Annotated in this window: 9 protein-coding genes; 1 reads left to right on the forward strand and 8 read right to left on the reverse strand. The window is 39.7% G+C overall.

The window, feature by feature from the left end:
* Window positions 1-367: 367 nt before the first annotated feature.
* The 4 genes from ACM0OX_RS26125 to hepC all read right to left on the reverse strand — a co-directional run bounded on the left by ACM0OX_RS26125 (window position 368) and on the right by hepC (window position 5525).
* A complete protein-coding gene (locus ACM0OX_RS26125) occupies window positions 368-1360 on the reverse strand; it encodes a glycosyltransferase family 2 protein (RefSeq protein ID WP_414517841.1) in 993 nt (330 codons plus the stop codon).
* Between the two features lie 51 nt (window positions 1361-1411).
* Complete coding sequence (locus tag ACM0OX_RS26130) at window positions 1412-2572, reverse strand: glycosyltransferase family 4 protein (protein ID WP_414517843.1); 1161 nt, start codon at window positions 2570-2572, stop codon at window positions 1412-1414.
* Between the two features lie 188 nt (window positions 2573-2760).
* A complete protein-coding gene (hepA, locus tag ACM0OX_RS26135) occupies window positions 2761-4611 on the reverse strand; it encodes a heterocyst formation ABC transporter subunit HepA (RefSeq protein WP_414517844.1) in 1851 nt (616 codons plus the stop codon).
* Between the two features lie 194 nt (window positions 4612-4805).
* The gene (gene hepC, locus ACM0OX_RS26140; protein ID WP_414517845.1) at window positions 4806-5525 is read right to left on the reverse strand and encodes a heterocyst development glycosyltransferase HepC; all 720 of its coding nucleotides are present in this window, start codon (window positions 5523-5525) and stop codon (window positions 4806-4808) included.
* A gap of 643 nt (window positions 5526-6168) precedes the next feature.
* Here hepC and ACM0OX_RS26145 point away from each other — a divergent pair.
* On the forward strand, window positions 6169-7806 hold the full coding sequence (locus ACM0OX_RS26145) for a DUF6745 domain-containing protein (protein ID WP_414517846.1): 1638 nt from the start codon (window positions 6169-6171) through the stop codon (window positions 7804-7806).
* A 191-nt stretch (window positions 7807-7997) separates the two neighbouring features.
* On the opposite strand, the gene ACM0OX_RS26150 is transcribed toward ACM0OX_RS26145, so the two are convergent.
* From ACM0OX_RS26150 to rfbC, 4 genes are all read right to left on the reverse strand, one after another.
* Complete coding sequence (locus ACM0OX_RS26150; protein ID WP_414517847.1) at window positions 7998-10229, reverse strand: GumC family protein; 2232 nt, start codon at window positions 10227-10229, stop codon at window positions 7998-8000.
* Between the two features lie 125 nt (window positions 10230-10354).
* Window positions 10355-11455, reverse strand: coding sequence for a glycosyltransferase (locus tag ACM0OX_RS26155; RefSeq protein WP_335154682.1), 1101 nt, complete (start codon window positions 11453-11455; stop codon window positions 10355-10357).
* Between the two features lie 303 nt (window positions 11456-11758).
* On the reverse strand, window positions 11759-13072 hold the full coding sequence (locus tag ACM0OX_RS26160; RefSeq protein WP_334837032.1) for an NAD(P)H-dependent oxidoreductase: 1314 nt from the start codon (window positions 13070-13072) through the stop codon (window positions 11759-11761).
* A 355-nt stretch (window positions 13073-13427) separates the two neighbouring features.
* Window positions 13428-13973: a dTDP-4-dehydrorhamnose 3,5-epimerase gene (rfbC, locus tag ACM0OX_RS26165; RefSeq protein ID WP_334837033.1), complete on the reverse strand. Its 546-nt coding sequence runs from the start codon at window positions 13971-13973 to the stop codon at window positions 13428-13430.
* Between the last annotated feature and the right edge of the window lie 343 nt (window positions 13974-14316).

Raw genomic sequence — 14316 nt, forward strand, 5'->3', positions numbered from 1 at the left:
TAAATCCCCCGATAAATTGGGGGACTTTGAGAGCTTTTTGCCCCCCTCTTAAAAAGGGGGGTTGGGGGGATCAAAAGGCTGTGGTGCAACTCTAGAAGACTTGTGTGTACACCGTAGCTTGGAAAAGGGAGGGGGCAATATTTCAAGTTTCCCGCCTTCTGCTTTATAAGGGGGGTCTATTCAACTTATGCAAGAGGTCTCTTTAACAAATAAATTCCTCAACTCAGAGATATTGAGATATTAGGGACTTCCAAATATACAAATATTCAATTATTTATTGTGGGGTGGGCGTCTCGCCCGCCTTTGTTTATTGGGCGGGCAAGATGCCCACCCCACAATATTAGATAATTTATTTCTTGGAGTTCCCTTATTTCGATATTCCTATTAACTTACTTGCTAAAAATTGCGGTGTAAAACTAAGACTAAGTGCTGCCATAGTTCGCACATTAAATTTTTGTTGATTCAGCGCTTGCCAAAAATAAGGACGTGCTGCGGCTATCTGTTCGCTTCGTAGCAAACCAATTCCCAAAGTAGTATTAGCTTCTAACCATTTCTGTTGAAAATGAGTTCTAAATTCCTGTAACCGAGGGTCTTCCATAAATACTTGATAGCAAAACATTTCGCTTTTCGCTTTGCGAATTTTTGCTTGTACATCTCGACTACCACTGAGCATAGTATCAGTTTGTTCATGGGCACGATATCGCGTCAATCTTTCTGGGCAATAGTAAGCGCCATAACCAGATATACAGAATAGATAGGTTAAATATAAATCCCACATCCCAGCAACTTCTGAGGGAATACTATACCAATCCACCAAATTATTCCGAATCACGCAAGATGCAGCAGTAGGTATACTTTTATCTACCAATCCAATTTTGGAAAAAGGTTTATAAATTCCTTTGGCTAGTTTATCTCGCTTGTAACCGCGTGTATTTTCTTCAGTCCCAGCATGATTAATTATGCTATTAGCATCTATAATGTATTGGTCACAAAAAGCGAGAATTAAATCAGAATTTGCTTCTAGTGGTGGTACAAGCTTTGCTAAAAAGTCTTCATTCCAAATATCATCATCATGGAGACTAGCAACATATTTACCTTGCGCCATCTTAAAGCCATGCTGCTGATTAGCTAACATACCCACATTTTGCTGATGTCGCCAAAATCTGATGCGTGAATCACCAAAAGACGCGACAAGTGCTTGGGGATTTTCTGAACTACAATTATCAGAAATAATAATTTCAATATTTTGATAAGTTTGTTTTATCGCACTTGCGATCGCTTGCTTGAGATAGTCTGGTCGATTATAGGTGGGGATAACAACACTGACTAAAGGTTGTTGATATTCTTGATGTAATGACATATTTTTCTCACTTTATATTTTCTAAGTAAAAGATGCACTATTTAATTCAACTTATGTAGCTGGAGAGATACTATATACTTTGTTGGCTTGGGAAGAGAATTCAGCTATTGTTTTTGCATAAATTGTTCGCAGATTATTTACATGAGCAGCCATTGTAAATTCCTTCATTAATAAAGTATGACCTTGCTCACCCATGTATCGGCTTTTTTGATAATCTCTAGATAATTCATTAATAGCATCAGCCAGCTTTTGAATATTATTGCTTGGAACAAGAATACCCGTTTCTCGATCTCGTAAATGTTCTGGAATTCCTCCGACTGCACTACCAATTACAGGTCGACAACGAGAGTATGCTTCCAGAGTTACAAGACCAGCAGGTTCAGGCCAAACACTGGGAAAGATAACTGCAAAACACTGTTGATAAAGTTTATCTAATTTATCCGAATCGCACCAACCATGCCAAGTGATTCGCTTATTCAACCCGAGTGTGCTTGCTAACTTTTCTAACCGCGGTCGTTCCCAACCTTCACCTGCAATATCAAGTTGAATTTTCGGGTCTGTATGTATTAAGGTTTTCAGTAACCATTCCAGACCTTTATCAGAAACAATTCGTCCAGCAAACAAAATTCGATGATTTTGATGTACTTCCAAGCTTAGGGCTGAACTTGCTGTTTCTGGTATAGAAATTCCACAATGTAGCGTTATAACTTGTTCAGGGGATACACCGTTTTGAATTAACTCTTGCCGCACATATTCGCTATTGGCAATGAAGGTAATTTTTAGCCTTTTCAAGACATCTAAAAACTGATGAGTGGTTTGAAGTTCTCTAAGAGTTCTTAAAGGTCTACGGCTACCACATTTATCGACGAATTTACCCCAGGTACATCCTAAGTAAGAGAAGTTGCGATCGCAGATTGTCCGTTGCTCTGCTAAATACTTTGTGCCGCTAGGGCAGTAGAATGAGTGATTATGAACGCTGAAGATAGCAGGACATTCGCCTGTAAGCTGCAATAGCAAATCTGGACTGTGGATGTGTAGCAGTTTGAACTGTCTTTGATCGATATTTTTCAGCGATTTTATCACGCGATCGCTAACATCATGTGGTCGATGTTCAAACAGAGAAGCTAAATAAGTTTCAACACCTCCGCTCCCACCGACACCAAAACTTGAGCATTGATAAATTAGGTCTTTGTCAAAGATTTCCTGGGACATATTTTCTATTACTTTTAAGTATATGGGACTAATTTTAATAACTTATTTGTAGAGATAATAAGTGTTTAAAATCTTATTGTTTTACTATTTTGCAAAATTACTGATACATATTTATTTAGGAATTTACGGCTGTAGATATGTACAGCCGATAAATATGTTCTAATTACCAAAGTAATTGGATGTTTTCTCTAATCTGGCTGCCTTAGTTCATACTGCATTTGATGATATTTCCAAAGCTTGCCTTTTAGTTCCAATAGTTCTTGATACTTACCTTGTTCTACTATCCGTCCCTGTTCTAAAACTACAACTTTATCTGCTTTAGAAATAGTAGAAAGACGGTGAGCGATCGCAATTACTGTTTTACCAACAGATAGCTTTTCTAATGAATCTTGAATTAAGCGCTCAGATAGCGAATCTAAGGCACTAGTTGCTTCATCCAAAATTAAAATTTCTGGGTTCCGCAGTAAAGCTCGCGCAATAGCAATTCGCTGTCTTTGTCCTCCAGATAACCTAACACCCCGATCTCCTAATTGGGTATCAAAACCTTCGGGCATTTCCAAAATAAATTCTAGTGCGTTCGCTAGTTTAGCGGCTTCTTGAATTTCCTCATTCGTCGCCTCTGGAGTTCCATAAGAAATATTCTGCCAAACATTAGTATTGAAGATAAAGGTATCTTGACTGACGACAGCTATTTTGCGGCGTAGAGAGTTAATTTCAAATTGTCGGATATCCATTTCATCAATGTAAAGATATCCATCTGTAGCATTATAAAATCGCGGAATCAAATCAGCAAGGGTTGTTTTACCAGCGCCAGACGATCCGACTAATGCTGTCATCTTTCCCTTTTCAATCGTCAGGGTAATATTATGTAGTACTAGATTTTCATCATCATAGCCAAAATCCACAGATACTAAATCTATTGACCTGTTTAATCCCTTAAACTGAACTCTGCCATTTTGAAAGTAATATTTTTCATCACTTTTCAACAGATTTTTAATATTGTCTGCTGAACCATGTAAAGTACTAAGATACGCTCTCGTGCCATTAATATCTTGAACAAATGGGATAAAGCGAAATAGTACAAAGAAAAAAGTTAGCAAAGAAGCAACTTGTAGCGTTCCATTAGTGACAAGACTAGTGAATGCCAAAATAATCATTCCGATCAATACCGTAGTCGCTACCGCTTCGGCAATTGGCTTCACAAGTGTCCAGGTAAATACAACCTTTGTTGTACTACTTATTACTTTATCGCTAGCTTTATAGTAACGCTGACGCTCAAATTCTTGAGTACCACAGGAATGAACAGTGCGAATACCATTAATAAATTCTATGGCTGTTGATGTAAAATTAGCATTAGCAGTTGTCATGCCAAAACTCGATTCTCTGACTCTAGCATTCAGATTTGACAACCCCACGCCTAAAAGTGTAAATAGTAATGCTGATATTACCGTCAATTGCCATGATATCAAAAACATCGATATTAAGTAGACAAAGGTTGTTAGTCCTCTAGTTACTAAAAAAGCTCCGCCACTAAAACCTTGTCTGATCCTTTCAATCTCTGTAGTAATTGTGTTAATTAGTTCGCCAGAACGAGTTTGACTAAAGTAACTTAGCGATAAAGATTGTAACTGTTCAAAAATTTGCTTGCGTAAGCGATCGGCAAGATGTAGTTGAGATAATTCAGTATAAACTTGAGAAAAATAATTGAAGGTGGCACGTAACCAAGTACTCAATAAAATCAGCAAAGATACGCGATACAAACGATTAATTGCTGATGTCTTGGCTCCCAAAATCCAAAGATCGAACCATTCTATTCCTGTTTGAACAGGTTGAGCGTTGGGGCTAGTTAAGCTTTGCAAGAAGGAAAGTAAGAAACCAATACTTACACCTTCAAAGGTTGCCGCCAAAATTGAGAAAACCAAAGCTAAAATTGCAATTTTACGAAAGTGTTTAAATTCTCGCAATATCAAATAGTTGTCCTGCCAAAAGCTGCTAGCTTTGAGCAGATTACTGAGTGGTTGAGGAAGCTGTAAATTCATGGATTTTATCATAATAGTTTGGCAAAGTAGACCTCTATAGCTCGATACAGTTCAGAATGAGCAACAAAACCCTGATGTAGAGATGCGATTTATCGCGTTTGAAAAACTAATTATCTAGAATCAGATGCTACATAAATAATTTTTGTTTGAGCCTCAGTGCGATAAATGAAATCATCAATTACCGCACAGATAAATTACAGAGTTTGGCTATCCAGATGTAACAGGTGAGACTGTGCCTCTACTTCCCAGGAAGCTGTAATTTCTGGTAATTTATTTAGCTGTACTGCATCTTCCAAAGTCCAACAACGAGATCCGGTTAAACTCATGTCACCTCGTAGCACGTTAAATAACTGTGGCAGATTGTCGAGATTGTATTTACCCATCCAACGCCCTAGTGGTGTGTTATTGTTGGTGCAAAAGCTCATCGCTTGAAAGAATTTACCCCGTTCCCCAACACGCCATTCATGACAAAAAAGTGACCCTGGCGAGTAAACCTGCATTAATACAATCAATCCCAACATCACTGGACTTACTAATAGCAGCAATACGAAAGCAGCAATCCAATCAATTACTCGCTGCAATTGTCTGAAGGGTTGGTTAGGAAGTTTTTTGCCAGGGGGTATGCTTAGGAATATTGGTTTTTGAGCTGCTTCACATGCATCTGCCCAAAATTTGAGCAAAGTCTCACCCAATTTTGGATCTATGCTGACCAAACTTACTGGAGAATGTTGTAAGCATTCTACTAGCGATCGCTTATTATCTAATGAAGCCAGATATGGTTGTTTCACTCCTCCAAGCGGCTTCACCAACAGCTTACCCCGTCGCCACAGGAGTGTGCAGTACCCACGATTATCTTGCTGTGGCTGGGTTACATCATATAAATTCTCTAGAGTTGGAATTATTGAAGTTGTCATAATGTCTTTGGGTTTATACAGGAGTGAATTACTGAGGCGTTATCAAAGGCTATTAATGCCAAAGACCCAAATCCGAATCTTGTTGTAAGTCCAAAAATCTGCTATAGTATTTGCCACTCAGCCAAGCACGTATTGCGTAGAATTCTGCTGGTGTAGAGATTTACAAATTAGACAGATACTAATTACATAGGTAGCAATCACCGCTACTATTAACATTCATGGGCAAATCTTGATTTTCCGGAAACTACTGACAGTAGAGAAGTGTAGAGAGAAATTACCCATGAATCTATATCTACGTTTAATTACGCTGAAGTGTTCATTGTCTCGATAGATTTGAAAAACCAGTCTGCTCTTGTCTTCTAGCCTTTATGAAGGTGCTTTAATCTCTAGAATATAAGACTCTGTAGAAATAGCGATCGCTCAAACAACTTCTTTATTTATTCTTTAAAGAGTCAGTGATTGCTCTGAAAATCTGTGAAGATAGCATAAATCTACTGAAATTTTCCTGATAAGAACAAAATTCAATTTCGTTCATCAAAACTTAGGGTAGCATAGCTATGCTACCCTACTATGTATTACATTTAAACCACAATCACTACTGAGATTTATTAAACTTAGTTTATATAACTTTCTTTAGACAAATATGAGCTTTACTCGTCCTACAGTTGAGCAACTTGCTCTAGTTTCAAACTACAAAGAAAAGTGGAGAGCTATTGCTACCAATACAAATAGAATCGATTATGATAAAGTAACAGCAGTAATTCATCAGATATATCAATTACTTAATGTGAATGCTCCTTTATTGCGATTCACAAATAGCCCGTATAGCGCTATTTTAATATTGAAAGAATTGATTGAGAGTCGGAATTACGCTCCGCTCAATAATTTAAGTCAGCAAATTCACAAACATCTTAAGGGAGAACTAACCTTTCAACTAACCGGACATTCACATGTAAGAGTATATCCAGCAGGACTTACTGAATATCCAAACCAGGCGCTGAGTTCTCAGTTACGCAACCAGTTAAATTATTTATTGATAAGAGAAGTATGGTTACAGTTAGGCGAACAACCAGAAATATGGACAACTTTACAAACCCAATCTTGGTATTATCACTATAGTTCTGATTTTTATATTGCTCCTGAATCGTGGGCATGTGATGGCTGTTATCTTGATTGGTTGAGTAATTGTCTAAATTGGGAACATAGCCAGAAACACTGGGAAATCTTTGAAGCTTTATTAATACAGTGTGGTTGGATTTTCCCATTTCAAGAAATTTGTATTGTTTGCGATCGCCCCATACGCATTTCTTTTGATACTGAAAAACGCTTACATGCAAAGGGAGAACCTGCGCTGGAATTTTTGGATGGGTTGCGCGTATACGCTCATCATGGAATCAAATTACCAAAACAGTATGGAATGCTTCTGCCAAATCAATGGAAAGCTCAATGGTATCAAGCAGAAAAAGATTTCTCTGTTAGAAAACTACTTTTGCAGAATCTTCCAGTCCACTTGCTCGATCAAAATTGGCTTTTATGGGAACCAGATAGAGATTTGAAGAAGCTACTGGTTCAAAAGTTACGTATCGAGGTTCAAACTCTTACTAACGATCAAGTAACTATTTTGGAAGCTTATCGTAGGCAATGGCGAGAAGTAGCACTTCAACTTGCTCCTATTGATCGTCAGAAAGCTACCTTGGCAATTGAGCAGTTCTATACTGTTAACAATTTACCATACACATACACCCCTGAAATTATATTTGCTGATGGGCTATACACTGCTCGAAGACTAGTAAAACAAAAATGTCGTGGACAAATACCAAGCAGTCATTTGTATCGATATCATAGAGAGGAGTATCCAAACCTGATTCTCATCGATAAACTTTGGAGGGCAATAGCTGAACAACTAAGTGATGGTGTCTTGAAACAACTTCGCAACGCTCTTATCTACAAGCGTTCTTGGAGTTTAGAACCCTCTTATGGCTGGATTAAATATGAGGAATTAACTGTCTGGTGTAGTCTATTTGATTTTTGTATCTCCGTTCTTGGATGCGTTCATGACTCAAATTTGTGGTCAATTCTGCAAGCAGTTGTTACAGAATGTGGTTGGTTCTTGCCATTTAAACGTACTTGTATTGTTTGTGAGCGTCCGGTCAAATTATCTGTAGACGATCAAGATCGACTTCATGCTGAGAATGAACCCGCTATTGTCTACGCAGATGGTTACAGACTCAGAGCACGTCACGGACTGCACCCCAAAAAGTATTTCCAAACCCGTCAATAAAGTTTTTCGTTTATCAGGTTGCTAATTTGACTATTTGAAATTAGGTTTTTTTGGCACATAATCTAGAAAATACGGTTTATACATAAATATAAATAAGAACTAAACAATGAGTTATTCTCATTTCCTAAACAAGGGGCTTAAGCCCCTTGTTTAGCTAAGATGGTAGCTGAATTTACGCCTTGCAGTACTAGCTACTTTTCTACAGCTTGACGTAGAGCCAATTGCTGTTGTTTGACATTAGGTACGTAATTACTACTAGAGTTTGATACCCCATTAGCTACAACCCCAATCAGATTTAACTTACTCAGCATAGCTGTCGCTTGATTAAGCTGACTTCGCGTCACAATACCAATGCTTGCCACCATAATCACACTACGACAAGATGATGCGGTAAGCATTGCATCCACCAAACCGAGAACTGGGGGCGCATCTATCAGAACCAAATCATAATTTTCCTCAAATGCTGCCATTAATTGCATCATCCGCGGAGAACTCAACAGATTAGCTGGGTCGGTAGGTTTGGGACCAGCGGTCAAAATATCGATGTAGGCGGAGCCTGAATATTGAAGACTAATTTGGTTGGGTAGAGTTGTATCACTCGCCAATAAAGTTGAAAGCCCCTGCTCATTAGGAAGATTCAGTTGATGGTGCAAACTGGGATCGCGTAAGTTGGCATCAATCAGCAGTACCCTTTTGTGTAAACGAGCAGCACTCATTGCCAAACCCAACGCCAAAGCTGATTTACCCTCATCGGCTAAAGCCGAGGTAATCATCAAAGATTTTAAATTAGTAACAGTATTTAAAAGTTCAATGTTTTTGTAAATCAGATCCAGCGATTCCCAACGCGGTGGAGATTGCAATACCTGAATCGTCCAGGGTGCGAGAACTTCTGGCTTGCCAAAAGGCAACTTGATCATTGATTCTCTGGGTTTGGCTGGCGGTAACTTGGGAGTTGTTCCCAACAACGGCATAGCCATTTGCTTCTCTAATTCAGCAGTGGTGTGAACTGCATCATCAGCCGATTCGCGAATAAAGGCAGCAATGCCTCCTAACATTAAGCCAACCACAGCACCTAACAGCAAATTCTGTTGGAGATTGGGGCCTAATTGTGCGCCTTTTTGAGGATCTTCTACCACTTCCCAATTAAATCCACCCTTGGAAAGTTCTTGTCGTAATTGTTGTTCTGCTCTTAAAAGCTGCTCTAATCTTTCACGACTAAATTGCAACTGCGGTAGCATCCGATTGTAATAAGCCAACAGAGGCGGGAAGCGTTTGATTTCCAAACGTAGCTCGTTTTCTTTCTGAGCCAAAGTTTGATCGCGAGCAGTTAAAGCAACTATAGTTGTCTGCGTTTCTACTAACTGACCGGCAAGGCTGAGATCGATTTGGCCCAGTTGTCCTTTTTCGAGAAGAGAGTCCCCAGAAGTGAATGCACCAGCAGATTTTCCGCCTAAAGTTCTTCCTACTTCTTGTTGCAACAACTCCTTTTGTCCTTGAAGCTGTTCTTTCAGCTTTTGCACGCTCGGAGTTTGATCTGTAAAGCGTAAGCGTTCTTGTGCTAGTGCCAATTCGCTTTTTTGGATTTCGTTTAGTAAACCTTGATAGCGAGTAGACTGACTCAAACGAGAAGCAACTAGAGCATTTTGGGGAGAACGATTAAGTTGTTCTTCTAAAGATTTTTGGCGTGCTAAAGCTTCTCCATACTGAGCGCGAGTTGTCTGTCTTTCTTGGGAAAGATTATTCAAAGCTGTTTCAATTGCTTTGGCCTGTGACTCTGGATCGATTAAGTTCTGATTTCTACGAAATCTTTGTAAATTTGTTTCAGATGCGTTTACTTCTTCACTGGCTTTACTTAACTGTTCCCTGATGATTTGCAGACCTTTTTGTAAACGCGAAGTCTGTTGTTGTTTGTTATATTCCAGATAAACTTGTCGAATTGCATCTAGAACTTTTTGAGTCTTTTCTGGATCTCCAGCAGTATATTCAACTTGAAATATTTTAGTAGCGACATTATCTTCTTTGCTCCTAATTTGAGTTAAGACCAAAGAAGCTTTAATTTCAGCTGAAGTTATATCTGGATAATTAGACTGAAGTTTATCAACTGCTTTCTGGATGAGTCCCGAACCTTGCATCAAGTTAAGCTGAGTGGCAGTATCTATGACCACGTTAGAGTCAGTAAACTGATTGTCTACCCCCGCACCACCTTCCGTTTTACCTTGATAGTTAGGTTCTACTAGCAGTTGCATAGAACTTTTATAAGTAGGCTTTGTTTTTACAGTTACTATGCTGGCAATAGCAATAGAACTAATTAATACTGCTAAGAACCAAGGAAATCTCCGCACAAATACGGCAAACATTTGCCCGTAACTTGGTTCACTTTCAGAAGCTGGAGCTAGATGAGGATTTAGACTAGTTTGAACCACTTTTATATCCTTGTCTTCAAGACTTACGCTAAGAGATTCTCCGAAAAATACCTACTTTTTTACGAACCGCTAATGAGGAGAGAGCAAATAAATAGGTAATCTGATAGTGGAAAGAGATTCAGAAATCAAATGAATAATTGCTGCACGCCACAAGCTTGGTTAATAATTTGCTCAACCTTGCCAAAGAATGCATTTTCTGAAAAATTTGCTACAGCATGATTGCGGATGCGATCGTAATCCCAAGAAATGCCATTGGCTTCTTGTAATGCAATTTGTAGAGATTCGGGTGTTTGTCTTTTGAAAAAGACTCCTGTTTCACCTGGTATTTGAGTATCTAATACTCCACCTGCTCCATAAGCGATGACTGGTGTACCGCTTGCATTAGCTTCTACTGGAACTAACCCGTAATCTTCTAAGGCTGCGACAATAATAGACTTGGCTTTGGAAAACAAGTCTTTGCGGGTTCTATCACTTACGTGTCCCAAGAACACAATATTTTGTAATGCTTTGGATTTTAACCGTGCTAGTTCTGGCCCGTCACCAGATATTAATAGCCGCCACCCTAACCAATTAAAAGCTTCGACTATTATATCAAGTCGCTTATAACCGATCATCCGGGCGGAGGCCAGATAATATTCATCTTTTATATCTGAAAAAACAAATTTACTAGTATCAATTGGATAGTTCACCATCATTGCCTTTTTGCCATAAATCTTTTCAATACGGCGGGCAACAACACTAGAATTAGCAATGTAAAGGTCAGGCTCCTGTGCATATTTCAAGTCTACCTTTCTCATGACTTGAAATACTTGTTCGATTAAAGGAGCAAAATATCTATAGTCCCCGTACTCTCTTAAATAAGTTGCTGTATCCCATAAGAAACGGGTAACGTTATGGCAAAAACAAATGTGGTGGGCATTGGGATTTTTTCGCACTGCTTTGGCGAAGCTGGTGCTACTGCTAATAATTAAATCGTAGTCTTGCAGATCCAAGGCACGAAAGGCAGGAAAATATAAAGGAGCCATCGACCTAAAATATTTTGCTGCACCAGGAATCTTTTGCAAGAAGGTTGTATTAACTATGCGATCGCCTAGATCGATAGTTTTTTGGGGATCGTACAAAGATGTGAAAATATCTGCTTCAGGATAGCGCTTACAAAGCAGTTCAAACACACGCTCTGCCCCACCTCGCTGGGTTAAATAATCATGGACGAGAGCAATTTTCATGAAATTTGACCTAAAGTTTCGATCGGGTTTGTTGAAACGCTCCCCAGCAAGTTACTATCAACAACTTTAGTGTCCCGCAGTACAGCTTTCTATCCTCTTGATGAAATTATTGTTACAAATACGTTGGTAGGGGCGTCGGAGATCCCCCCAACCCCCCTTAAAAAGGGGGGCTTTTTCTTCTTTTTACCCCCTTAAAAAGGGGGTCGCCGCAGGCGGGGGGATCTTATCCGAAACGTATTAGGGGCGTACAGCTGTACACCCCTACAGCCAATTCATTTGTGGCAAATGTTTTGAGAACCGATATTATCCAACTGCTACTAAGATTTTTTCTGGAGCGAAATAGGCATTTTGCTCAGTTCGTAGTTGGTCGCAGAGTCTGCCTTCAGGTAATTCTACATCCTCATAAGTGAGGACTCGATCTTTAGAAATATCTCGTTTGAGGCGGCACCCTTCAGCTAAACCCATTGGTAGAAGATTTTGCTGTTGGACGATATCGGAATTTTCACATTGTCCGTAGGTCATGTAGTAACCGATGCCATCTAAGGTTTCTCCTGCTTTCAGGTCAATTTTGGCGGTGGTGACAACATCTACTAACGGGCCTGCTAGTGGAGACATAACGGCATCACCAAATAAAACAGCACGCGCTACGGACAAGGGAACTTCAAAATGACAGAGGTGATAAGGAGTATAGAAGCTGTAAAGTGGGCCTTCGCCTAATTTATATAAGTTGAGATAGTGGCGTTGCTTGGGGTCGTCGTGAGTGGCAAATACATATACGCCTGGGCCTGGTTTGGCTCCAACTACATAATCGACAATACCGCCTAGTTCTTTGAGTTGTTCAACATCATATAACTGGGTCATTTCATCGACATGACCGCTGAAGTCATATCCCAACATTCCCCGTTTGGCGACTTTCATGCCTGTGGCATTGGCAACGATCGCTTGCTCGAAGGAAATTTTGCTTCCGTCAGCGAAGCTAGCCACCATGTGGGGCTTTTGACCCCAACGTTTAGCAAATCCTTCCTGGGTGGTGGGATTGCGATAGGGGTCTTGGAGTCCTTTAATGTTACCGCACAATAAGGGAGTTAAACCAATGCTTTTTACAAAGCGATAAAGGTTCATTTGCACCCCTGGCTGATCGCCATCACAAGCGCTGAGAATCACACCTGCTTTGTCGGCATACACTTTCAGGATGGGGCCAATGGTGCCGTCGAGTTCGGCATTCATCATAATCACATGTTTGCAATGGGCGATCGCTTCCATAACGATCTGAGCGCCAAATTCCACTGCACCTGTGACTTCGATTAATGCATCGATGCCTTCAGCCCGACACAGTAACTTAGCGTCTTCTGTGACTGCATACTTACCGTTAGCGATCGCATCTTCTAATTCGCTGATAGTTGCAACAACTTGGATATCTTCAATTCCTGCTTCCGAATAAGCTTGTTTAGCTGCACCAATCTGACGATTAGAGATAGCAACTAACTCCATTCCTGGCACTGAATTGACAATTTGGTTGGCAATTCCTCGACCCATAAAACCAGCACCGATCATTCCCACCTTGATAGGATTTCCTGCTGCTGCACGGGCTTGTAAGGCGCGATCGATAATAATCATGAACTAAACTCCTTTTTGGAACTGTTTGTTGTGTTACAAATTCTCGATAATTTTGCACTTAATAATTTTTTACAGCTAAACATTAAGTACATTTTTATAGGAATTATCATTAATGATAGCTACTAACTGGTTGCTTGCTAGATGCTATAACAGCAGTTTGTTTTTCCGGCTATGATTTTTGATAATTTGCTCCATAGCATTTCTGTAGGCTTGGGCAAACTTTTCTTTGGTATGAGTTGCTCTTGCATATTCCCTCCCCCTGCCTCTATAGCGATGGTATATTTTTTGGAAGTACCTTACCTCATACAGAGAAGCCAGTGTGTTGTGTGGAAAACACCTGGCACAGAGAAATAGTCTATACGCCAACAGTCATCATTCTCAACAAGGGCCAATTTAAATCTTTCTCGGAGATTTCAGTCACATCTAGAGGCCAATCAATGTTAAAGAATGGGTCATCATAGCGTAAACCTCTTTCATATCCTGGGGTGTAAAATTCGCCCACTTGGTATACAACTTCAGTCTCATCGGTGAGCGCTTGATAACCATGAGCAAACATTTCTGGAACATACAAAGCGCGGCGATTTTCTGGGGTTAGTTCTACACCAATGTGTGATAAAAAGCTAGGAGATTCAGGACGCATATCAATAATTACGTCATAGATTGCGCCTTTAGTACAGCGAATCAATTTTGTTTCTGCTGCTGGCAGAACTTGATAGTGCATTCCCCGGATAGTGCCTTTTTTGTAATTAAAAGACAAGTTACATTGGGCAACTGTTGGCTTTAATCCATGTGCTTCAAATTCTTGAGCGCAGAAAGACCGAGCGAAAAAACCACGGTGGTCTGGCTTTTCTTCTAAATCAATGATGAATGCGTCTTTGAGTGCAGTTGGAGTGAAGAGCATGAATGAATAACCTCGATAGGAATATTGACGACAACAAAACTTGGCAAATTTGAAAACTTAACTTGTTATAAACCTCATCAACAATAGTCTTGAGCGGTTTTTTAGATTAACAAGCAGCTTACTTTAACTGAACTATATGGTGCTATGACTGACTGGTTCAGTTAACTGTGGTTGAGGAAAAGTATTGTCTCGATATTGAGTACAAACTTCTGGGCGATCGGGAGAAGTAGATGTATAGCATGAGAATAAAGTTAGCCTATCTTCGGTGCGTGATGTACCGTGATGTATAGCAGGGTAAGCTCATCTAATTTGGTATAGGGTGAGCTTGACAAATTAAGTAAGA

The sequence above is a fragment of the Nostoc sp. PCC 9305 genome, assembly GCF_963920915.1.
Lineage (GTDB): Bacteria > Cyanobacteriota > Cyanobacteriia > Cyanobacteriales > Nostocaceae > Nostoc.

What these genes read in the sequence shown, in the direction of transcription:
- ACM0OX_RS26125 (WP_414517841.1), bottom strand. Translation starts at nt 1,360, where the DNA reads ATGTCATTACATCAAGAATATCAACAACCTTTAGTCAGTGTTGTTATC.
- ACM0OX_RS26130 (WP_414517843.1), bottom strand. Translation starts at nt 2,572, where the DNA reads ATGTCCCAGGAAATCTTTGACAAAGACCTAATTTATCAATGCTCAAGT.
- hepA (WP_414517844.1), bottom strand. Translation starts at nt 4,611, where the DNA reads ATGAATTTACAGCTTCCTCAACCACTCAGTAATCTGCTCAAAGCTAGC.
- hepC (WP_414517845.1), bottom strand. Translation starts at nt 5,525, where the DNA reads ATGACAACTTCAATAATTCCAACTCTAGAGAATTTATATGATGTAACC.
- ACM0OX_RS26145 (WP_414517846.1), top strand. Translation starts at nt 6,169, where the DNA reads ATGAGCTTTACTCGTCCTACAGTTGAGCAACTTGCTCTAGTTTCAAAC.
- ACM0OX_RS26155 (WP_335154682.1), bottom strand. Translation starts at nt 11,455, where the DNA reads ATGAAAATTGCTCTCGTCCATGATTATTTAACCCAGCGAGGTGGGGCA.
- ACM0OX_RS26160 (WP_334837032.1), bottom strand. Translation starts at nt 13,072, where the DNA reads ATGATTATTATCGATCGCGCCTTACAAGCCCGTGCAGCAGCAGGAAAT.
- rfbC (WP_334837033.1), bottom strand. Translation starts at nt 13,973, where the DNA reads ATGCTCTTCACTCCAACTGCACTCAAAGACGCATTCATCATTGATTTA.